Below are 22852 nucleotides of genomic sequence, written 5' to 3' on the forward strand. Positions count from 1 at the left end.
TTACTCCTGTTTTGGCTTACTGCTGATGTAATTCACCAGCGTGATCAGCTTCTTGATCTCGCCCTCGTACTGCTTCGCGAACTTCGCGCGCTCCTCGTCGGACCCAACGGAATGGATCTTCTTCAGGAGTTCCGCGTACTCCGGGTGCTCATCGGCGAGCATCTCGAGAACCTCTTCGGCCGCCTGCTCCATCGTCTGCGGTTCAGCGTCCGCAGGCTTCTCGTCAACAATCTCGGCCGGCTGGAACTGCCCACCCCCGACAGCCCACTTCGTCGCGAGCTCGGGGTGCCATCGAATCCCCAAGTCCCAATAGAGCTCAGAAGTTGGCTCCCAGGACTGGATCACAGCGCCAGGCTGATTGGGGTGAACACCAGGTCGCGGGTCCACGAACCCAACGCCCAGAAGCCACGCCAATCCCTTCGGGTGGTCAGGGTCGGGTGGATGCACATTGAAAGGTGCCATAAGTCTGCTCCTACACTACTTTCTATTCTAGCAAACTAATTAGCGCACCTAGTTATGCGATGAGGTGGACGCCGATGTTCTGAACGATGTCGCGGATCTTCTTCGCGAGACGGGCGATCCGCTCACCAACGCTCATCGCAGCCTTGTTCTGGCCGAACTTCGCCTGAACGGTCAACGGTGTATCCCCGGAGTGATCCCAGGACGGGATGATCTCCTCGCACTGGTTGACGAAAATGATGTTGTGGTATCCGCGAGAGGTCGAACCAACGCGGGAACCGATCTCGAAGTGCGAGCCGGGGATGATCCAACTGTTGCCGTTCATCGAGATGAGATGCGAAGTCTCAGAGCGCGTTGCAAGGAACCCACCACGCAGCGCTGCGATGGCACTCAGGCTCCACACATTGTTCTCAGCGCCCTGCTGGTAGACCTCCCAGAGATGCACCCAGCCGAGCTGCTTTGCGCGGCCTACGTTCTTCCAGTCAATCCACGCCAGGATCGTCCCCACCAGGAACGGCATGATCACGTCCGCCGCGATGTCGCCGGCTGAGGAGAAACCGCCAAGTAGGAAGTACCCCAGGATGTTTCCGGTGGTCGAGATGATCAACCGCGCGATAGCGTCAGCTGCCGGGTTGTCACCACCGATCACAACATTCGGCGCGGTAGCTGGACTCCACGTCAACTCCGATGTTTCCATCGGAGTCCATGAGTTGTCCCTGACTACAAGCCAGGGAGCCTGGGCAAGGGTGGCCAACCACCCCGATCCGTAGTACTCGTCAGGGTAGTAGGTCTCATCGTCTGCGATCGTCCTCGCAGTGTCCTCAACGAACCCGCCGACATACTGAACAACGCTGCGCGCCATTCCATCGACAATCGATCCGCCAAGGAAAGTTCCGCCGAGAGCCTCGTTGTAGTAGCCGGAATCGTCGTCAAGCCAGAAGACGAGTGCACCGTTCTTTGGCTGATCAACGAACAGCAACCCATCCTCGGTCTCACCTTCGTCGGTGAAGCAGCGGCGGTACTTGAGGGTCAGCTGCGCATCATCCAAAGCATCAGCGAGAACCGAGTCGATCGGGTTCATACGGGTGCCCAGGACGGTCCACAGCGACGAGTCATCTAGTGGGAGGGCCTTAGCCTTAACGTGGACCTGCCAGTTCTCCCACTGGCCTGGAGCCCACCCAATCCACTCGGACAGATCGAATGGATCATCCGGCAGCGTCCACAAATTGCCCTCGCGGCGAATGAGATTCAGCAAGATCATGGTAGAACAGGCCCACTTCGCAGGGCCCAAAATAGGTAGCACCCTCGGCCACTGGAAGAGACCAAGTGGCAGAGCAGGATTCGGGGGTCCTAGCAAGAACTGCAGGAACTGCAAGTCGTCGTTGAACGTCAGTTCCATATAGTGGATGCCGTCACGCTGCTTCTTCGCGTGATGGTGCAGAAGGCCCGTCCAGCGCAGCTTCCCGCCGAACATATCCACGCGGATTACTACGTTCTTGCACTGATTAGGATCGTTTGGGATCTCCCGCATCCACTCCGAGATGTAGTGGTCGAAACGCAACTCCATGACCGCGGTGGTTGAGACGTTCTTCTTGAACGGGAACGATGCTCGAATGGTGTCGTTGTAGTGGACGCGGCCGAAGTACTCCAAGCCTTCGGATCCATCAGCAGGGTTGCGGTAGAAGGTGATAGTCGGCTTAGCCGCGCGCATCCATGCGAGTTCCTGACGCCAAGAGGCGACATTGGTCTCGATAGAATCTAGTGCCTTAGCACGCTCAAGCGTGAGGGTCATCTTGGATCAAACCTCTAGTTAGAGAACGCCAATGGGGCGCGACCACGGCCTCGTGTACCACTTGGGAATCTCCAGGCGCATCGCATAGCCGGCGACCGCGTCGCGAACCTTGACCGGGATGGTTGAGTAAGTCCCACCAGGGATCGGGTACAGCAAGTCCTGTCCCTTCCAGAGGCCCTGGAGGTGCATCCTGTTGGCTGCGAGCAGGGTCTGGACTCGCGGATCCGAGTCAGCGACGCAGCCTGCGTCGACTGGAAGAAACGGCAGTTCGACGGTGCGGCCGGAATCCATTACGCCGCGCGCGTACTCCTGGTTTCCGAACGAGAAATCAGGAAGTCGCCATCGGGCCTGATCGGTAAGAGTCCACTTCGGCCACACCGGGACATCGCAATCGACATCGAGGCGCACCGAAGTCTTCCCGATGCTTCCGTCGCCCTCCCACTCATAGAAGTCGGATGGCCCCACGAAGAATGGCAACTCGGCTGCCACCGTCATCACAACGGTCGACATGGCGTAGAGAGCCGGATCCTTCCCCTCCCATGAAGCTGACTCGTATGCCTGCGGTTCCTCCAGGAGGCGAACCTTGAGGTCGCGATAGCCATCCGACGTGGTGAAACGAATCGTGCTCTCCTGCACGTAATCCCATGCGAAACGCCACTTCGAGTCGATGGTCCTCCACGTCTCAGGGTCGTCGTCGTCGGCGAAGATGTTGACCGTGAAGACGACATCGCGTCGCTCCCAGCGAAAGTCAACGAATGTCTGGCCGAACGCTCCAGGTAGCCACAATGACTTCACCGGGGCGTCGATTGCACCCTTCAGGTTCGGCATGAGCTCGACGCCCTGGTCGCCCTTTCCATGGCCAGAGATCACGAAGTGCTCTCCATGGACGCCGAAGATCTCAATCCTGGCGGTGCGCTCCGAAAACTGGCCTGCCCCAGCGGGGAATGAACCAGTGGGAGGTAGCGGTCCACCGCCTAGCTGAATGGGGAGTAGTTCACTTACCTTTCCCACACCAGCCCCTCTCTACTAGTTAATGTCGACCGCGTACGCGTTGAGCTGGTCGAACTCGGCGTAGGACTGCCACGAGTAGAGGCCGAAGATTTGCTCGTTATGCGACGTGGTGAAGCTGCCAACGGGATGCCAGTCAGTAGCCCCGTCAAAGCGGAAGAACGCGGTACGCTTGGACCCCTCGACACGCATCGCCAACCACACCCACGTGTCAGTGAGGTCTGTTCCGTCACCGATGTTCATCACGAACGGCTGGTCGAAACCGTCGAAAGCCTTGACCTGCCAGTTGTTTACAGATGCCCTCACGAGTGAGACATGAGTAGCGCCGCCGAAGTATCCGTCCGTTCCCGACCCGGAAACCATCAACCCAGCAGATAGGTCGTTGAACTCTCCGCGGATCCGCATCTTCGTCTCAACCCAGTAGTTCTCGGGAAGGAAGACATACTTGCGCGCAATACGCATATCCTGACCAGGCTCAGTTGCAGCAGTTGGGAACGAGATGGTCGTCCCCGTGCACACCGCCTGGGTCCTGTCGGGTGGCTGGGTCCACAAGTCGGTGGGGACAGTGCCGATCGGATAGTCAAGGTTGTCCTCAAGCAGGACCACATTGCGCATGGTCTGCGGGACGGGTGCTCGGTCAGGCTTGTCGTCCAACCACATGCCGGCCGACGCGGACACCTTCAGCGTCGCTGGCGTCATGGTGCCCTGGTTGTACTGACCGATCGGCATCACAACCTTGACGTGACTGTTGAACCGAATTGGGTCAGCCGTGAAGAACCGGTACATCGTCTGGTGCGTGCCCGCGGTGATATCAGTGTCCGGGGCGCGGCCAGCTGGATATCCACCCTCAGGCATGGCATACCAACCGCCAGTGAAGAAATCCTCGGTGCCTGAAGCCATTACAGCGGCGATGAGCTCGCCGTCAACGAAGATCTGCACGTTCCCCTCAAGGAACGTCGCCTCAAAATCCTGCGCAGACGACACCGACAGGTAGAGGTGCTCAAGCTGGCCCGACCCATCAATATCAACGACAGTCAGCTTGCCGCGCGCCGGGAACGCATCATTCTTGACGCTGGCAACCTTGTACGTCTGGAACGCCCGCGGAGCATTGTCGTAGCGGAACTTGACATGCCCGTACACCGCGCCAAGGTCTGAGCTTGTCTTGTTGATCATCTCAACGCGCATGTAGCGGCTGAACGGAGCGAACAAGTTTCGGTACGCCGAAGCCTGGCCAGAGTCGAATCCACGCTTCGTGCGTCCAACGCTCGGGGTGGAGAACTCACCACCGCGCGGCCCGTACATGAAGAAGTCGTTGATGGACAAGTCGATGGCCGGCACAGTGTTGTTATCCAGGTAGACGCGGATTCGTCCGCCGTCCTCAACGAACGAATCGCGCGTCATGTCACCGCCGTTCGCGGCGAACCACACCTGCTCAAGTACGCCAGAACCGTGTGCCTCACCGAGGATCAGAGGCTTCTCACCAGCTGGGGCGGTAGCGTCAGCACGCGCAACACCAAGCTCCTGCGCCGTCAGGACAGTTCGTCCATGCGCAACGGCGAACCCCGGTGGAGTGACGCCAGCAGACCCGGATTCGAGATATCCAAACCTGGCCTCATGCTTGTTGACCTGCTTGGCGATATCGTTCACAGCGTCAGCTGGGAGGTACTCGCCATCAATCCAGTCGATCTTGAGAGTCATTCTTTGTCCTTAAACGCCGTACTTGCCGATGTAAGGCATCGCTTCCTGCGCAGCGGTTGTGCGCTGCTGACGCTTGAACTCGTCAAGGTTCGTCAGCTGATAGACGTTGTCGCCGTTGTGAACACGGCCCTGAACCATCGAAGGAACGCCCGAGGTATCTGGCTGGGCCGGCAGTAGGGGAGTGCCAGATGCACTTGCAGTTGATCCGTTCGTCGCAGTTCCCACGAGCAGCGACGACAAGACGTTCGTCAAGCCAGTTGCGATCTGGCCGCCGATCTGGAATCCGGCCTGAATGCCAGCCCCGGCGAGCTGCCCACCAGCGCCACCAGCGAGTCCGCCTGCGCCGGCAGTCGCGCCCATCGAGGCTCCAGACGCGGCCATCGATGCAGCGGTAGCCACGAGAGACCCGACATGGTTCCACGCACCCTGAATGCCTGAACTCAACGCAGGGAGGTTGTGCTCCTGCGATGAAGGTGCAGCACCAAGGCTTGCCCGAGGGTCAGCCGACTGCGACGCATCAGCGCCAGGCTGTGCCGAACCAACGCCGCCGGTTCCCGAGAGCAGCCCAGCCAGGCCACCGACGTTCGTCAGTGCGTCCTGCACGCCAGGGAGAGCACCAGGGTCTGGAGCGGGAGCAGTCGCCCCAGGCCCCGGTGCACCTCCGGTCGAAGGGGTGGTGCCAGCACCAGCCCCAAGTGTGAGAGGCCCGGGAGTAGCGGGCTGCGGAACGCCTGGCTGCTGGCCTGGCTCAGGTGGAGCGGGAGGCTGCGGCGTCTGCGGGAGCGGACCTGGAGTCTGCCCCGGGTAAGGCTGCGGCATCCACCAGCCGCCACCCTCGAACTGGCCGGCGTTCACCAGATGCATGAAGTCCAGGCCGTACTTCTTCACGGCGTAGTCGCGCATCATGAACTCGCCCTTGGACCCCATCAGTGGGACAGAGTCCGAGCGCCCAGTGCCAGGCCCGGTGATCAGTCCACCGCCGGCCTTACCTGGAATAGGTAGCCCAAGCTGTGGCGGATTCCACTGCGCGAAGACCCGGGCACCCCTACCCTCTGGTCGCACATCGAAAGGCGTGTAGCTGCCACCGCGTGGAAGTAGGAGCTCATTCTCTGCTCGCCCGAAGTGCGAGAGAGACTCGCGTCCAGCACGTCCAGACAGCCACAACCCGTGGGAGCCGCGCGGTACAAGCAGCTGCATTACATACGGCGAAGGACGCCCACCAGCGCCGACACTGGTTGATGTGTATCCGGGATCGGAGAATGTGCGGCCGAGCAACCTGGTCAGGTCGTCATTGGGGTGGATGTTCCCGAAGCCGGCTGCGTCGAGCTCGCGGTTGACAACGAAGTCGTCCGGTACGCGGTTTGCCTTCCCGAACGCGCTGTCAATCCCGGCTACCTGCCGCAGATGCTCTGATAGCGCGTCACTGCCGACCAGGTGACCCTTGCCGCTGGCAAGCGCTCGGAGCGTGCCGTTGACACCAGACCCCTTTGTGTACCCGTAGATGGCGTCGAGCTCGGCCGGAGTGAACGGGTTGTCCGACTTGCTGTACGGCCAGATATCGTTCGCGTACGCCCGCGCCCTGCCGAGATCCATCGCATCCGGGGCGGTGTGCGCGTGCGCAGGGGTGGCACCCTTCAGGAATCCGCGACGTGCAGCACTGCTCGCCACCGAGCCTGCACGTGTTCCCTTCAGTGCCGCGCCACCAGGAACGAACGCCGACGCGATGTCAAACGCGGACATACCGGCCGCGCGAGCAGGGTTACGACCCCACTCATCCCAGTGGACGGTGTTCTTACCGAACTGCCTCCACGCATCCCCAACAGATGGGGAACCGCCTCCACCGAGCCCAACAAGTGGTGCTAGACCGCGTGCAGCGCCACCGACCGCCATGGCTGGGTTGCCGACAGCCTGGTAGATCCCCTTACCTGCATCCCAAGCCGAGGACCCGACGCCGCCGAGGAAGTCTCCGACCTTTCCGAAGAACCCTCCACCCGAGAAGCGTGGTAGCCGGCGAGCGTTCAGATCATCGAACAGCTGCTTGCCGTAGTAGCGGGTGGCATCCCTATTGGTGACGAACTCACCACGCGACAGCCACGCCAAACCACTATTCGGATGACCACCGCTCTTGAACCCGTGCCCCTGGCCGATCTGGTTTGGAACGCCAGTGTTCGGGTCCTGCCCGTACTGCGACTTCGTGTAGGCAATCGCCGCGACGATCTGAGACCACGGGTCATTGATCGATCCGCCGACAGCGTTGTAGGAGTCAAACGTCGATGGCAGGAAGTTGAACAGACCCATGACCTGCTGGGTTCCGCCCTGTCCGTCGGAGTCATTCCCGTTGAACGAGAACGGATCACCGCCAGACTCAGTATCGATCTGCTTGACGAGAGCGTTCTCCCACGCGGCAGCGTTGGTGATTCCAAGCTGAGGCCCGTACATCTGCAGCGCCTGACGGATCATGGCGCGATAAGCGTTTCCGCCCTTCTTGCCAGGTGAAGCGAGACCACCGCCCTGCTGAAGAAGGTTGTCGTTGAATGCGATCGGCTGGATAGGAAGACCAGTCGAAGGGTCAACCTCGATAGGCAGCTGCCCGTTGCCGTACAGGAACTGGTTCAGGTACTGCCCTGATCCACCGTCACCAACGACATTGCCGAGTCCGCCGATGCCCTGCTGGAGCAGCTGCGAGAAGACATCCCCACCGCCGCCACCTGAGGAACCGCCAAGGTTCAGCCACCCTGACGCTGCCTGGCCGGCGCCATTGCCCACCTGTCGGGTGAGATCAGCAAGCCAATTGAAGTTGATCCCAGTGAGGTCGGTGAGCAGCTGCGTGCCGATCCCGAGCAGGCTGGAACCGATATTCCCAGCCTGGCCAACCAGGAACTGGGCGATGTTCGAAGGCTGCATAAAGTCGGGCAGCCCAGCGATATTCCCGAAGAGGCCGCCGCTGGAATCTCCAGTCAGCATGTCAGCAGTGACGCCGCCAGGTAGTCCACCCGGGTACTGCTGCATCAAACCTGGCAGCATGTACTGCTCGGCCCCGGTTGGGTAACCACCTCCAGTGGTCTTCACGTGAATGTGATCGCGATGACCCTGCGTATCGCCAGAACGGCCCAACGCATGGCCGTCCCCACCCACTGGCTGCCAGAAGTCCTGCCAGATGGTGGAATCCACGCCCATGGCAGCACCGTTGGCCTGAAGCCACTGGTTGATCTGATCTCCGAGCGCCTTACCCTCTGGGGTGTTGTAGTTCGGGATCATGATGTCGATGGCCTTGCCAGACGGGTGATCCTCGATGGCGTCCTCGCGGTAGCCGCCGATGTTCGCGATCTGTGGGAACATCGCTTCGACCGCGCGCTTCACGCCGATCGTGTTGACCTGCAGGTTGCCCTCACCGCCCAGGCGTGACTGCAGCGGCACGCCTGCCATCTGACCGCCGACGCTGGCCAGTGGGTTCATCAACCCGGCCACGGGGATCCCGTTGATCTGCGGCATGCCGGCAGCTGCGACCACGCCGGGGATTACCGGGGTGATGCCGGCGTTATTGACGCCCGGGTATCCGCCAGTTAGGTGCGTGCTCGACACGGTCGACGCAGGGGGTGCCGAAACAGGCCCTGGCTGCCCCTGAGGAGCTCCAGAACTGTTTGCTGGGGTGGTTGGCTTAGGGGACTGAACTGGAGGCGCAGGAGTGGCCTCAGGGGCCTTCGGTGAAACTCCCGGAGTCAACCCAAGGAAGTCCTTCGCATATGCGTCGAAGAACCCACGAGGACGTGAACCTGGAGCACCACTCTGGCCGAGGTCATACCCATGCTGGGCATCCAAAGCGCTACGCGACAACTTCGTGTTCGCGTACGGTGGCTTCTCCCAGTTAGGAGTGATATCAACCGGCCCAGCCTTAGTGGCAAGGTTGTCCTCATACCAGTGCCAGCCCTGCTTGATTGAGTCAATGGCAGCACGGCCGAAAGTCACGCGCTCATCCATGCGCGTAGAGCTGTTGGCAACACCCGCCTTGTTCTTAGGCTGAGGGCGATCCAAAATCGACGGAGTGACAGGACCGAACCATCCACCCGAGTCGAAGCGCGGAAGCTCCATACCATTCAGGCGGTTAAAGAAGTCGACGCCGTAGTACTTCACCGCGGCTGCATTGGTCACATGCTCACCGCGCGACAGCATCGCCAGGTTCGCATCATCGCGAGGGCCGCCGACGCCACCAACAAGGCCACCATCGGCGAACTTGTCAATGTACTTCTCGGTACCGTCAACAGTGAGGTTCGTGCGGAAACGTCCATCACCGTTCGGTGCGACAGTCCCATCCTCGGCCGGCACAGCAGGCTTGCGGTCAGTGATGACGACCGCATTGCCGGCATCATCGATATGAACCTCAGAAACACCAGAGCCGGCGAACACGCCAACACCTGGCTTCACCGACCCGAGGCCGTTGGCAAGTGTGTTCACCTGCTGGGCCTGCGCGGCACCAGCGCTCAAGCTGTTCGGGATGTCGCGCAACGCAGATAGCGACGCAAAGAGATCGCCCTGGCCGGTCGACTTCACCACGCCCTGAAGGTCATCCGGGAGGTTTCCAGTCGCACGCTTTCCAGCGATAACCCCCTGCTTAGCTACTTCAGGTAGCCAGGACGGAATGTTTTGGTCAACGAGCATCGCTGAGTACGCAGCGCGAACCTTGTCGAGTGCCTTCTGGTCCGTACTGGCTGCAAGTGCTAGATCACGAGCACTGACGCCGTACTTCTCCCAGATATCACCCGACTTCTTCCAAGAATCCGAGTTCTGGACGGCCTTCGTTGCCATGTCGTTGCCGCGCTGAAGAACGCTCTGACGCTCGGCGTCGTTGATCGGCAGGAGGGCCCGACCGAACTGGTTAGGGCCAGCGAGCCCAGAACGGGCAGCCGCATCAATCGTGTTGACCTGGCCCTGGCCCTGGAACGTGAACGTCTGGGCAGCCTGCAACGCGGCAGCCTTGTCAGCCGAACCCGTAGTCTGATCTACGGTCGTCTGCAGCTGCTTCAGAGCCTCGTTATGGGCATCGGCATCCTGCGCAGCCTTACGGTGAGCATCACCGAGAGCGCTGATACCCAAGGTCAGTGCGGAGATTGCAGCCGAGAAAGCAAGACCTGGGCCGATGAACAACCCGAGCCCCTTCAGGGCGCCGAGAAGCGATCCACGCCCAGCGCTACCGATCTTCCCGGCAGCGACGACGGCTGCCCCGCCGGCATTCTCGAACTGCTTCGTCAGATCCTTCGTTGACGACAACGCTGGGAAGGCAGCCTTGTCGACATTCTTCACAGCCTCGGCCGACAACTTGATCGGCTTAGCGGCACCAGCTGCAACCCCGCCCAGCGACTGCAAATTCGCCTTGAACTCGTTCAGCCCACGGTTCATCGGACCGAAGAAGTTCGAGGTGCGGTGATACTGGGCCAGACCGCCCATCACCTTGCCGTAGTTCTGCCACGCAGTGGTCAAACCCTCAACGATCGGGCGAGCAGTACGCCACGACAGATAAGCGATCAGCAGGTTCTTCGCCAGGCCAGTGTTCTTCTCGACCCATCCGGCGATCTTCGAGAACGTTCCCAGCACCGAGAAGAGGACAGTGGACCATTCGCGTGCGGTCTCAACCATGTCCCCGATGAACGGACGCATATCCTTGACGGCGGACAGAATCTGACCGACAAGATCGCGTGCACGTGAGAAGTAGTTAGTCAACCCCTGCTGGGTCGAAGGCTCCTTCAGGAAGTCAGCCAGCCTCGACGTAGCGCGCTCGATGGTGGTGATGAAACCGCCCTCGAACCCGGTGGTCTGCGCGAATGCACGCGACACCGAGGAGATGATCGAAGCGATGTTCAACAGCGTGTTGCCAAGCGCAGTAAGCGAATCAAGACCAGAGTCGATCCACTCATTCAGCGTCCCGTCATCGGAAACTCGCTGAGTGAATGCATCGAACCTGTCGAGCACGCGCGTGAATGCGTCGGCGATGCGCGGAAGGAACTGCGCTGAATCGGAAGTCAGGCGCAGAACGCCGTCGATCAACGGCTGGAAGGCAGCGGAGAAACGCTGCAAAGCAGTGCCATTGGCACCAAAAATGCGGTCCAGGAACGACTGATTCTGATCAGTCCCCAAAGACGCGGCCAGAGCCTTCAGATTGGCATTCAGGCCGGAAGCAGTACGACTCAACCCACGATCAAGCGTGGGCAGCGCCTTGTTACCAAGATTCGTGATCGTACGATCCAAATCCTGGAACAGGTTGTTCTGAGAGTTGCCAGACAGGCGATTCCATGCGCCCTTGAAGTCCAGAAGCGCGCGCACAGCAGACTGTGCATTCGGAGCAAGCTTCTCCATGGCCTTGTCGAGCTCGGAGATGTTGCCCTTCTCGACAGTGTCGAGGGCGTCAGAGATGCGATCGAGCGCATCAACTACAGAGTCGGCGTTCTGCACGCCCTTCTGGTTTGCGTCGAAAGTATCCTCGGCAACGCGCTTCGCGCGGACCTGCACATCCTGCAGATGGTCAACAGCCTGCAGGTAGCTCAACTGATCACGGCGAAGTTCCAGCAGCGAACGCTGTCCGCCCTCGCGCAGGCGCTGAGCAGCCTCCTGCACGCCCAGAACCGCGTCAGCGACATTCAGCGACGAGCGACGGTTCTCGCGGTTAAGATCCTGGATCTCGCGGATCGTGTCGCGGACGGCCGAACGGTAATCACGGTACGAGCGCTCAAGGTCGCGATTCGCCCGCTGCTGGTCACGAGCGTTCTGCTCTGCATTCTTCGAATCAGTCGCGTACGCCTGGAATGCGGCCCCGAGACCGCGCATACCAACCGCAAGGGCACCCACCGATGCGGCAGCACCACCCAACAATCCGGGCAGCGCAAAAGCGCTCTTCCCCAACGCATCCAACGCAGACGTTGCGGAACCAGCCGCATACGCGAGCGCTGGAAGCGCATCAAGTCCGATTACCTTGACATTGAGGCGAAGAGCCCGAGAAAGCGAATTACGCTTGAAAATGTGCTCAACCGTGGACAGATCACGGCGAAACTGCTGAAAGTCAGCACGAACGGGAACGGTGACAGGATCGAGCTCCTGCCGGCGGCGCCACGCGGCTACCTCAGCGGAAGCCCCCGCCATGTTGGCTTCAAAGTCGATCTCGACAGGATCGAAGCGCATGGCAGCGAGCTTCGTATCAGCCTCTACCTTGAATCGCTTCAGGGTAGGGATGATTCGAATGGCGGCTTCACCAGCCAACACAGCCATTACGTCCCCTTAGCAGATTGCAAACGGCGGTTCTGACGGCGCATCTCACGCTCTGCCTTTGCGACATTGCGTGCCTGCGCGCGTTCGACCGCGCTGAGCGTGCGCTTACGTGAGCGCTGCTTCCGCAACTCCAGCCCAGGAATGACAGGACGCGGCAAGGACTTACCGACCTTCACCTCGATGAGGGTCTTCAGAAGCGAAATCTCCTCGGTGTGACCGAAGATTCGCGGCCTTGACGGACCATCGTCATCCCGCGTGCGAGACCCCATCCATTCAATAGTTTCTGGGTCGCAGAGGACGGCTTCGTTGGTCATGGTGCCCGGCATATTCATCAGGACACCGAAGAATCCGAGTAGCTCCTCGACGGGGCGCTTGCGCCTCCAGGACGTGGGGCCAGCAGGAACCCACTGGAAGTACTCGTAAGCAGAGAAACTCAGAAGATGCTGGAAGTCCCAGCAGATCGCTGACCAGTATCGGTCAACGACCTGCATCAGCCTTTTAGGTCATCGTCCTCAGAGGTACCGAAGAAGTGCTTCAGGTACAGGACGTTGAAGTTCTCCCAGATGTGGTTCGGCAGATCATCGAACAGCGCATGAATGGCGTCGAACTGATCACCGAACAGGGCCTTCTCGCCCTCTTCGACCGACTTCGCATTGCGCCAGGCGTCGATCTGCCTCTTGGTTGGCTCAGTCAGGGTGATGCCATTGAACTCCAGAGCCGGAACCTCGTTCTCGGTCTGCAGCTTCTCCCAGACGGAATCCTTCTTAACGGTTGCCACTTCATCTGCTCCTATCTAAAGTGGACAGGTGGAAACCCCAGCCCCGCAACAGACGTCACAGGGCCGGGGCCACAACTACTTACGAAGTAGTGACGGTGAAATCCACGTCATCGGTCTGGCCGTCGAACGCGGCGGTGACGGTCGCAGAACCAGCCGCGAGTGCCGTCACAAGACCGGACTGGTCAACCTTCACAGCAGCGCCAGCGGAGACGGTGTACTTGGTGATAGGCGTGTAGTTCAAGGTGTTCGAGCCAGTCACAGTGATCTGCTCGGTGTCGCCAACGACAATCGACGCAGACGAAGCTGCAGCGGTAATCGAGGTCACCGGAGCCACGAATCCGGCCTTCGCCACGAGACGCAGCCAGCCAGGTCCGCACCAGCCCTGAAGGACCGAGAACCCCATGGTCTTGTCCTTCGTCGCACGGAAGGTGATGCTGTACGACACGGCACCGTCATCCTGCGACTGCTGAGTGTCGACGTTCACAAGCTTCACGCGCGGCATGATGTAGTAGGCGTACAGCTCGTCGCCGTTCACATCGTCGGTCGCAACCAGGTAGGCGCGGTAGTGGATGTTTCCAGGGCGATCAGGAGCCTTGATAGTCACACCACCTCCGGTGCTCACATCAAGGTTGTCGTCATCGAACTCGATGCCCCAGAACTTCTCCAGCACAACCTTGTTGGTCTCCAGGAAGTTCGCCTGGAACTCGATCACACGCTTGGAGATGACCGTACGCACAGGCTCGGAATCTCCGTAGCCCTCGATGTCGCTCGACTCGATGTTGTGAGTGAGGGACACGCCGGCCTGCTTCTCGATGATTCCGGCCGACTCTGCGGTCGCGGGGATGTCAAGATCGCCGGTGACAGTGTCCTCGAGAGTGCTCACGGACGCGTTGTCCATGTTGTCGAACAGGATCGCGAACTCCATGTGCACGCGCACAAGGTCGTTCTTTGCGTCCCGAATGGTCTCAAAGTCAGCCATTTAGGTGAATCCTCTTAGTGGGAAAGGGTTTTCAGAATCCCCGCATAGTTGGGGAGATCAGCGGGCTCACGGATGCCCAACTTGAACGTGACCGGAATGAACTTCTCGTCCACATAGCGCTCAGGGACGACCTGAGGTCCGGTCCACTCATCTGACGACACAAACCTGTGCTTCGAACCATCCGGAAGATGGATCGGAGTCGAAAGTAGAACCTTCTCGTCCATCATCCTGCGAACGAAATTCGTTAGCTTCCAGGACTCATGCCTCGTCGGAGTGATAGCCGCGATCTGAACAAGGCACTGATCAATACGAGTCTGATCATCGACCTTGCCTGGCTGTCGCCAAACCCGCAGAGTAGGCTGCGTACCTCCGAACTCTTCTCCAGGGCTGAGCTCGTAGTGACCTGGCTTCATCCAGGTGCACAAAAAGACCCTGTCTCCGAGTAGCCACTCAAAGTAGCTGACCACCAACTGTTCTACGTCGATGTAACCGCCCTCGAACCAGTCAGGCAGTTCGAGCACGACATCTCCTAGATTGCTGGTAGGTGCTCGTACAGGGAGTCTCGAAGATCGTGACTTCCCTCGTACGGGTTGTAGCTGTGGCGGCCGAACTCATCAGCCGCGGCGTACTCAACGGCGACGGTGATCTGGCCTACCCAGCGGTCATCCCTGTAGCCGCCGATGAACACTTCGCCGTAGACCGAGTTCGCCATGCTTGTCGCGTCGTGGTCCGAGTCGGGACTTCGCGCGTAGAGCTTCGCGATGTAGGTCTCCATCACGCGAGTCACGTAATCCGAGACCAACGTGAAAACGTGATCGCCAGTGAGGATCTTCGCCAGGCCAGGGTTTGGATCAGCGTAGAAGTAAGCGCTGCCACCCTCCGCGTTGCGGATCAGGCCGTTGTCCCTAGTCAACGCCACCCACCACCTGAACCCAGTGATACTGCGGGCGCGACCCCGACATCGAGTGCTCGTAATCCCACCTCGGCGGTGAGATCACCTTGTAGGAGAAACCATCGATCAGGAGCTGGTCTCCGAACTTGACCTTGATCCCATTGCGCTTGTTGGGGATCCCGATCATTCCCTCAGTGTTCGATGACTCGCCCCTGCGCATCGAAGGAGACGCAGATAGGCCACCGAGCATGACGCCCTTGACGGTTCCCACGTGGCCGAAACCGTTCGGACCAACCCTGGTGACTTCACCAGACTCGTTGACGGGATCTCCATACTTGTCGCGCTTCACCGCGCGATACACCTCGGCCTCGGGGCGACTCACGAGTGCTCCGATTCCTCCCAGCCGGGATCGCCAGGATTGAAGTACGGGATCGCCTTGCCCAAGCCCATGGCCCGGACATAGCCGAGTGTCATGTCAAAATCGTCGCGGTAGGTGCCCTGAGTCCAGAGACCACCGCCAGGACGGAAACGCCGGAAGTAGGCGTACTCAACGTCCGTAAAGAAGCCCGGGGGATATGCTCGCTGATTCAACGACGCGGACTCGGGGCCCTTTACGTCGTAGATCACCTTCCGAGGATTCTCGAACTCGCGCCGCGAGGCGGCGAGCACGATCCCCTTGACAGTCGGTGGGAGATCAGCAGCATCCCGATCGGGCCACATCTTGCCGGCGATGTCGCGAGCCCACCAGGATGCGTAACGGAGAATCATCTCCGCACGCGACACCTCATCAGTGTCGAACTCTTCGTTCATCCAGGTGGCAAGCTCTGCGACAGTGGCAAGCTGATCAGCCGAATCAGCCACTGCTACCCCCGGTTACGCTACGGTCAGTTCCCAAGTCTTGGTCACTCCACCAACCACTGCGGTGATGGTGGTGGTGCCAGCGGCAACACCAGTGACAAGACCCGCATCGACAGTCGCCTTGGTCGGATCCGAGGAGTCCCAAGTGGCCTCCCACGCGCGATCGTCGTCATGGTCATCAATCAGCGTCAGCTGGCGCGTGTTGTTGGCGCCAGCAGCCGCGGTCACAGCCCCGGTGTTACCCAGGTCGGTGCCGGCCGAAGTGATTGCCAGCTGCAGACGCGTCGCGCGGACGAAGCCAGGATCGGGATCCACAACAGCCTTGTAGCCGCACCAGGTATCCACCAACGAGCGGTCAGTGGTCAGGCTCGAGTCGTAGTCACCCAGCCAGCGCAGGGCGACGCCGTTCTCCGAAGCGACAGCCGAAGTGGCCACCACATTTGAGAAAGGCTTGCCGGGAGCGCGGGTAACCATCACGAAGGCAGTCGGATGGAACAGGAACGCAGCGCCGTGAGGAATCGTGTCGACCACAACAACCTCGTAGTTCGCGATGCGACCGATGCGAGCAGTCTGCAGACGCGACGCGCCAGGCTCGCCGGCCGAGTCGTAACGCACGAAACGGTCATCGAGAAGCAAAGCCTCTTCCACAGCCGAACCAACCAGCAGGAAGCGACCCTCGCGGGGAACCTTGGCATCGTTCAGCTGACGGCGGGCACGGATCACGCCGTTGTAGATCGCGTCATCAGCAACCGAAAGGATCTGCTGATAAGGCGCATTCTTGATGGTGTCGGCGACGCCGAACTCCAGCTGCTCAGAAACCGAGCGCACCTGGCGTGGAAGAACATCCACTCCGAAGCTGCGCACGTCGAGCTCGCGCTCTTCGTCGGTCAGGGCGATCAGGTTGTAGACAACATCGGTCAGCTTGACATCGATGGTGGTCTCAGTCAGATCGCTGACCTGCATCAGACGGTCAGCGCCAGTGGCACGAAGCTGACGCGTGTGGGCGATGGTCGGCTGCGGGATACGGATGGTGATGGTATCGTTGTGCTTGCCGGCGAAGTCCCCTAGGCCGTCCTTCCATACGTAGTATGGGAGCACAAGGTCTTCCTGCAGCATGCCGAGGATCGTATTGATGATCGCATTCGGCTTCACAAAGGCGTTTGCCATTTGTTGCTATCCTCTAGGATCGAATTGATGGATTATCAACGGCGCGTAGTCAAGCCGCCGTTCTTGCGGTCCTTGCGAATCTCTTCCAGAATCGACGCTGCAATCGCGTCGTCACTGTCGTCGTCATCGGGACCGCCACCACCAGGTCGCAGGAAATTGGCCTCGTCCTTGTCGGACTCCCTGGGAGCCTTCGGCTTCGGTGCCTGCTTGGTGTGAGTACCGCTCTCACTCAGAGCGTCGAGTAGATCAGACATGTTCGTGCGGACAGTGTCCTCGTCACCATCGGTGACAACGAACTTGAGGAACTTCGCATCCAAGCCAACCTCGTCGGCTAGATTGCGAATCATGGTCTCGCGCTCGGTATTCTGCTTGAATGCAAGGAGTTCAGCGATCTGCTGATCCTTGGCAGTCTCACGAGCATCGCGCTTCTCAGCGTCGGTCATCGCAGCCTCTTCAAAAGGCTTCAAGCGCTCGACCTCTGCCTTAAGTGTATCACGTTCCTGCGTAACCGGATCCAGCTTCGTCCTACGATCACGCGTCAAACGCTCGGTCACCATCTTGTTTCCCCATGCAACAGCGGCGTCCTTATCGGCGAACTTCCACCATTCAGCCGCCTCTGGAGGGGTGATCTCTGAAGCCGAATCAGGCTCAGCGACAGAGGAAGTCGATGTGCTGGCTGCGTCCCCGCCATCTGGCGATCCATCGGCTGCACCATCTGGAGCACCACCGATCACAGGCCACACAGGACCGCGGGAAGTCATCCCAAGGGCGCGCATACCGGTAGTTGGGTGAATCGGCAAAACGGCATCGTCATACATCACGTAATCTCATTTCTCCGAACGAATTTCGGCTGTTCGTCAACCGCCCTGGCTAGGTAGCCAGTGCATCTAGCTGCCCGCGAGTCCATTCGACCTGCGGGCTGAAAGGGGTAAACCCCTGCTCCTCAAGCGCATTCAATCGCTGCTCTAGGTCAATGCGCGCACTCTGTACGCTGGCGCGCTCAGCGGTGTAAGGCTCGTACGCCTTGCGGAACTCCTGAATGATCTTGTCGTTCGACTTCCAGTAGTGCTTCCGACTGATGTCGTCCCACATATCTCGGTAGTACAAAGCCTCAGCGTCCCAAGTTTGTGCATTCGAATACACCGGCCGCAGTTGGCAACGACAGTTGTCATGAACCTTCGCGACATTCGTGTATCCCTTGGGGAGCTCGCGCGCTTCAGGGTTGGCCTTGAAATCCCTGTCAGCCTTGGTAAGAGTCCCATTCCACTTACGGCGGCCACCCTGGTTGAACGAGTACTTCCGATAGACAGCCCCGCGCGAGGCGAGGAGCGCGCAGAAGTAGCATGGGTTTCCGTCAGTCACCCGGGCCCAACCAATGAGCCGCTCATCTCGTTCAGCGGTGCGCCCCATAGCATTGCGCCCGCCGTTCATTGCGTGACGGATTCCAGCACCAGCGCTATTCGCCAACCCCGAGTACATCAAGTCAGATTCCTTGCCCGGCATCTGCGCCTTGATATTCGAATTGCCCTGGATCGCCAGCGACGTAGAGGCGTCAGCCTCGGGGAATGGATCCAACTCCACCGGCTGCATACCATCGGATGGCGCGCTGGGGATGTGGGTAGTCGCGAACCTCACCGCGGGTACACGGCCAGGTGACTCCACGTCGGGAACAATGATGGGCAACGGGTCAGCGGATCCGACGCTCGCGAATCGCACGTCCTCGATGAACACGGACGCCACACGCTGACTCTGCAGATATGCGGTCCTGACCAATGGGACTGCCGCGCTCAACCACAGTGGCGTGCTCAGGTCGAGTTCCTCGAACCGCTGAATCGCCCACACCGGGTATAGCGCAACAGCTAGTGCCGCAGCGATCGAATCCTGATCCTCGCGGTGTAGCAGAGTTCGATATGCGACGTACGCCTCAAGCGCGGAGAGTCCCTGGTCTTCCTCTACAGGGGCCGTCATGCCGCGGTCTTCGGCTGGCCGGTGTCGTTCCTGGTCGAAGGAGTGTTGCGGCTGGAGCCAGGTCGGCCGGCATCAGAGCCGCGCCCGAGTGAATCACCAGCAACTGGCTTGACACCCGCCACTTCGCGCAAGTACTTGTAGACCGGCTCGTCAGATAGGTAGTTGTCCTTCCAGCCCTTGACCTCGGACTGCTCGACACCAGGGATCTTCTCCCAGGCAGCCCACTTCGGAACCCCAAGCTGATCCACGATCTTGCCCCACGCATCGGCGAACTGCGCCAGCGATCGCACCTCAACGTCCTGCCAGTGCACGCGTGCATGGAAGTCGTCGGCATCCTCGCCACGACCCTCAACGTATGCCGCCAAGCGCATGACCTGTGCATGCGACTCACCCATCACGGTCTGCTTCTCGAACAGGCGCTGGTAGGTCTGCCGGCGCGCGCCATCCAACGCGTCAGCGGCAACGTTGACCACCTGGCCCAGAAGGTTCGGCGGAAGCTGCATCACGGCAGCGAACGTCTCCAGATCGGCCTTGTAGGCCGCAATGAAGCCATCCATGGTGGTCTCATCGAGCGTGCCAAACCTGGCCTGCACGTCCGACGCAATGAGGATGTCCTCATTGGAGATACGGATCTTGTCCTGCTCAACACCCTCGGGTGTGTCAGCCTGCTCGAGGCCAGTGGCCCACCGCACCTTGAAGCTGTTGAAGTGCTGCACCAGCAGACGATCGAATGCCGTCTTGTCGATACGCGCAGCCAAGTCAATGACCGGCTCAACATCTGACCAGCAGCGGCCCTCAAGGTCGATCTGGTTGATATACCGTACGAACGGTGGCTTACCGTACTTGGTCTCGACCTCTTCACCGACCGAGAACTTGTTGCGAACGCGGGTCAGCTTGATGTAGTTACCGTCAGGTAGCCACCAGCGCCACTGCCCATTCGGCAGCTTCTCCAGCGCATACTCCGGGTACTCGTCCCCGTACGGATCCTCGTACAGTGCGAACACGCCCATGGGGGAGACGGCGCGCAACACCGCCATGTCACTGGTCGTGCCCTCGTCGGAATCGACAGTTCCGGACGTGACGCGCACATAGGCGTAGCCGAACGTCATCACAGCACGGTTGATGGCGATCTGCTGAGACCCCATCTTGTTGCGATTCCAGGTCTCCCAGGACTTCTCGGCGTTCTCAGTCTCGCCGGCCTTGCGATATCCATCCACGATCATCTGCTGCGCAAACGTGGAGATCATCAACGGAATCCACGGCGTGCGAGCCATCTTCTGCAACACAGCACGCTCAGTGTTCCGCTTCAGCGGCTTCACCTCAGGCTGCTTACCGGAGGCCCACAACTCCAGGAATCGGAGCCGGTTCTTCTCGTTCTCAAACTCCGGGTAGACGGTCTTATTGAGGAACTTCTCCAGCTCCTTGCCACGCAGATCGCCATCCGGGAAAGTGATCGGGGCAGGGGAGTACTCAGGGATGAATGGGTCAAGATTGTTGTAGATCACCAGACACGTCCTCCTCGAGGCTTACCCTCATATGGCTTCTTCTCGGTGAGAGCCTCAGCCCGCTTCATGTTCAAGCCCCACAGGGCGTAACTCACGGCACAGACGCCAGTGATGTCGATAGTTGTGTCGGCGCGGGCCCAACCCCAGCCGTTGTACTCATCCTCGCCGACCTTGCCGCCGATCATGTACTGGCGAGCACCAGCAAGACCCACCTTCAGGGAGTCATCCCCTAGATGGACGAGCGTCTCGTCTGTGCAGGAGTCGTAGAAGAATCCAGTGGCCCCCATGATCTCTCGGGTGCCGAACGGGATCACCTCAATGCCAAGCGCTTCCAGCTCGGGGATCAACGCGCCGGCCCGTCCGCCAGCCTGTACAACCACCGCTAGCGGCTGTTCACTGTTGATGGCCTTGTAGATCGAATCGACAGCCTCGACACACCACGAGATGCCACGCCCGGACGACTCAACCTCGACCTGCTTGCGGCCGTCAGCTGTGTAGCCGGCGAGAGCGATAGATGCCTTCGATCGATCTGGGGCAGCATCGACAGCGAGAACAATGCGAGAGGTGATCTTGGAGTCTGGGTCCTTCAGTGACTCCCACAGATCAGCGTCAATCGGGGCCTTGATCGAGGCGTCAGCCCACAATCCGAGGCGTTCCCGAGCGAACTTCTTGTCATCGAGCGACCCGCGCTCAACTGATGCGATGTAGTCCTCATCGAGGCGAATGCCAAGCGCTGGGTTTGCCTTGTACCACTGCTCGCGGTCATCGAGCTTGCACTTCGGATCGGCGCACCACTCGAATAGCGCGATGCGCTCCTCGTGATTCATTCCGCGATCCCGGGCGCGCAGCAGCACCTCGGAGTCCTCATCGCCGGTTGAGGATGTGTAAATGACCTGTGGGTTCTTCCGCGCAGACAGCGCAGGGATGAGTGCGGCCATCATCTCGGGATCCAAATCGTATGCCTCATCGAGGATTACGAGATCACCGGAGAATCCGCGGCCCTGGCCCTTTCCTCGGGCCTTGTAGAGCAGCCGCGCGCCGTTGTGAAGCTCAATGCCCACGTTTCCATTGCCGGAACGCTTCTGCTTGACATACTTGTCAAGGCCAGGGCATTCCTCAATGATCGCGCACATGCGCAAGTACGACTCGAACGCTGTATCGAACAGCTGAGCCGTGTGGATGATCAGTTTGGATCCGAACAGGAACAGATGCACCAAGGCCAAAGCCTCGGTAATCGCCGTCTTTCCATTCTGACGTGGGACCAGGAGTACGGCCTCCATCGAGGCCCACTTGCCAGTTACCGTCTCTCCCAACAAGTCCCGGAGGACAAGCTGCTGCCACTCGTCTAGGTAGTAGCCGATGGCGTTGAGGAACGCGATGGCGCGGTCGCCGCGAGAGCGGACATACTCAGGCACCCAGTAATTCGGGGGTACTTGATTCCCGATTCGTCCCATAGGGCGAACCGTCCGTTTCTTGGATTACTCCGGAAGCGCGAAGTTAGCGATCAACTTGTCCAGCGTGGACTGGCCTTCCGTACCTGCCTCGGTATTGCCGAGTTTCAACTGCGCCAACAACTGACGCAGAGCGAGCCGCTGCTGGCGGATCTCGCTGATGATGGGGTTAACCACCAGATGCACCTCGGCGACTTCCATGCCGCCAGTGCTCACCTGAAGTGCGGTAGCGATGTCGTCGGACAACTTAATCCACTCAGTGGACTTGCCCTTCAGCATTCCGCTCAGGCGCTCGATGATGTCTGCGGTCCTGCATGCCTCAGCTAGGATGAAGTAACCGGCCGCATCAAACTCGGTTGACTCAGTAACGTCATCCCACAGCTTCTTACCCCAGGGGTTAAGCCCCTTTGGTGGCTGCGGCTCCGACATTCATCATCTCCCGATACCAGGACCAGTGAGTGTCCTGTGCGTGTTCCCAGCCCGCGATGAGGCGGTGCAGCTGATAGTCCGGGGTCCGGTACTGGTCAGTCGCACACTTACGCTCATCCTCGGCCTGTAGCGAGTAGAGGCGCTGAAGCTCAGCAACATCAGCTGCGATGCATCCCTTGACATCCTCGAGCGACAGGCGGCCCTTCCAGATGGGCTTGACCTTCTCTGTGTCGAACGAAACGGATGGAGCGGGCATACTTCAGACCTCCCTGGCTACAGTATATCAGCAAACACGTTAGATGTGCTTTCAAAGATCCTGTTTCACACCACAAGTCGTCTCGTAATGTGACTCCACGAGAGCGTATGAGGAACACAGCCACATACCTGTTCCACGGAGGATGAGTGCGCGGATACCTAGACCAGAAACACCACGTCAGTGTCAAACACTGGGCGGTATCGAAGGTGACGAACAACCTAGGCGACTGGGATGAACGGCTCGTGGTCCCAGAGGGGATGCACTGGATCGTGATACCACCGTTCGGGACCTGTTTCTCCCCGGACGTTGAGTGGTTCCCGACCGGCAGCCGAGCGCACGCATACCTTCAGTCCATGAA

At 59.8% G+C, this 22852-nt stretch carries 19 protein-coding genes; all 19 read right to left on the reverse strand.

Annotation, left to right across the window (positions count from 1 at the left end; genetic code table 11):
- The 19 genes from CSR00_RS04925 to CSR00_RS30575 all read right to left on the reverse strand — a co-directional run bounded on the left by CSR00_RS04925 (position 1) and on the right by CSR00_RS30575 (position 22494).
- Positions 1-345: a hypothetical protein gene (locus tag CSR00_RS04925; RefSeq protein ID WP_099021265.1), complete on the reverse strand. Its 345-nt coding sequence runs from the start codon at positions 343-345 to the stop codon at positions 1-3.
- 169 nt (positions 346-514) lie between these two features.
- Positions 515-2251: a Gp37-like protein gene (locus CSR00_RS04930; RefSeq protein WP_099021266.1), complete on the reverse strand. Its 1737-nt coding sequence runs from the start codon at positions 2249-2251 to the stop codon at positions 515-517.
- Positions 2252-2269: 18 nt separating this feature from the next.
- Positions 2270-3121, reverse strand: coding sequence for a hypothetical protein (locus tag CSR00_RS04935; protein WP_218014421.1), 852 nt, complete (start codon positions 3119-3121; stop codon positions 2270-2272).
- A 156-nt stretch (positions 3122-3277) separates the two neighbouring features.
- Positions 3278-4957 carry a DUF2961 domain-containing protein gene (locus CSR00_RS04940; RefSeq protein ID WP_099021267.1) on the reverse strand — a complete coding sequence of 560 codons (1680 nt, stop codon included), beginning with the start codon at positions 4955-4957 and terminating at the stop codon, positions 3278-3280.
- Positions 4958-4966: 9 nt separating this feature from the next.
- Positions 4967-12211 carry a VldE C-terminal domain-containing protein gene (locus CSR00_RS04945; protein ID WP_099021268.1) on the reverse strand — a complete coding sequence of 2415 codons (7245 nt, stop codon included), beginning with the start codon at positions 12209-12211 and terminating at the stop codon, positions 4967-4969.
- Positions 12211-12702 (reverse strand): hypothetical protein, encoded by a 492-nt coding sequence (locus CSR00_RS04950; protein ID WP_099021269.1) that lies wholly within the window; start codon positions 12700-12702, stop codon positions 12211-12213. The genes CSR00_RS04945 and CSR00_RS04950 overlap by 1 nt, the downstream gene beginning before the upstream one ends.
- The gene (locus CSR00_RS04955) at positions 12702-12989 is read right to left on the reverse strand and encodes a hypothetical protein (protein ID WP_099021270.1); all 288 of its coding nucleotides are present in this window, start codon (positions 12987-12989) and stop codon (positions 12702-12704) included. Before CSR00_RS04955 ends, CSR00_RS04950 begins: the two co-directional genes overlap by 1 nt.
- 79 nt (positions 12990-13068) lie before the next feature.
- Positions 13069-13968, reverse strand: coding sequence for an Ig-like domain-containing protein (locus CSR00_RS04960; protein ID WP_099021271.1), 900 nt, complete (start codon positions 13966-13968; stop codon positions 13069-13071).
- Positions 13969-13982: 14 nt separating this feature from the next.
- A complete protein-coding gene (locus tag CSR00_RS04965; RefSeq protein WP_099021272.1) occupies positions 13983-14489 on the reverse strand; it encodes a phage tail termination protein in 507 nt (168 codons plus the stop codon).
- Between the two features lie 8 nt (positions 14490-14497).
- Positions 14498-14887 (reverse strand): hypothetical protein, encoded by a 390-nt coding sequence (locus CSR00_RS04970; RefSeq protein WP_099021273.1) that lies wholly within the window; start codon positions 14885-14887, stop codon positions 14498-14500.
- A complete protein-coding gene (locus tag CSR00_RS30030) occupies positions 14874-15242 on the reverse strand; it encodes a hypothetical protein (RefSeq protein WP_141564281.1) in 369 nt (122 codons plus the stop codon). Before CSR00_RS30030 ends, CSR00_RS04970 begins: the two co-directional genes overlap by 14 nt.
- Positions 15239-15721, reverse strand: a complete 483-nt coding sequence (locus CSR00_RS04975; protein WP_141564282.1) for a hypothetical protein — start codon at positions 15719-15721, stop codon at positions 15239-15241. Before CSR00_RS04975 ends, CSR00_RS30030 begins: the two co-directional genes overlap by 4 nt.
- 12 nt (positions 15722-15733) lie before the next feature.
- Entirely contained in the window at positions 15734-16885 is a 1152-nt protein-coding gene (locus tag CSR00_RS04980) for a P22 phage gp5 family major capsid protein (protein WP_099021275.1), read from the reverse strand.
- A gap of 35 nt (positions 16886-16920) precedes the next feature.
- Complete coding sequence (locus CSR00_RS04985; RefSeq protein WP_141564283.1) at positions 16921-17703, reverse strand: hypothetical protein; 783 nt, start codon at positions 17701-17703, stop codon at positions 16921-16923.
- 52 nt (positions 17704-17755) lie between these two features.
- On the reverse strand, positions 17756-18853 hold the full coding sequence (locus CSR00_RS04990) for a VG15 protein (RefSeq protein WP_099021277.1): 1098 nt from the start codon (positions 18851-18853) through the stop codon (positions 17756-17758).
- Complete coding sequence (locus tag CSR00_RS04995; protein WP_176561909.1) at positions 18850-20358, reverse strand: phage portal protein; 1509 nt, start codon at positions 20356-20358, stop codon at positions 18850-18852. Before CSR00_RS04995 ends, CSR00_RS04990 begins: the two co-directional genes overlap by 4 nt.
- Positions 20355-21773: a terminase large subunit domain-containing protein gene (locus CSR00_RS05000; RefSeq protein WP_099021279.1), complete on the reverse strand. Its 1419-nt coding sequence runs from the start codon at positions 21771-21773 to the stop codon at positions 20355-20357. Before CSR00_RS05000 ends, CSR00_RS04995 begins: the two co-directional genes overlap by 4 nt.
- A 63-nt stretch (positions 21774-21836) precedes the next feature.
- Entirely contained in the window at positions 21837-22238 is a 402-nt protein-coding gene (locus tag CSR00_RS05005) for a hypothetical protein (protein WP_099021280.1), read from the reverse strand.
- Complete coding sequence (locus CSR00_RS30575; protein ID WP_099021281.1) at positions 22207-22494, reverse strand: hypothetical protein; 288 nt, start codon at positions 22492-22494, stop codon at positions 22207-22209. Before CSR00_RS30575 ends, CSR00_RS05005 begins: the two co-directional genes overlap by 32 nt.
- Between the last annotated feature and the right edge of the window lie 358 nt (positions 22495-22852).

It is taken from the genome of Mycolicibacterium palauense (genome assembly GCF_002592005.1).
GTDB lineage: Bacteria > Actinomycetota > Actinomycetes > Mycobacteriales > Mycobacteriaceae > Mycobacterium > Mycobacterium palauense.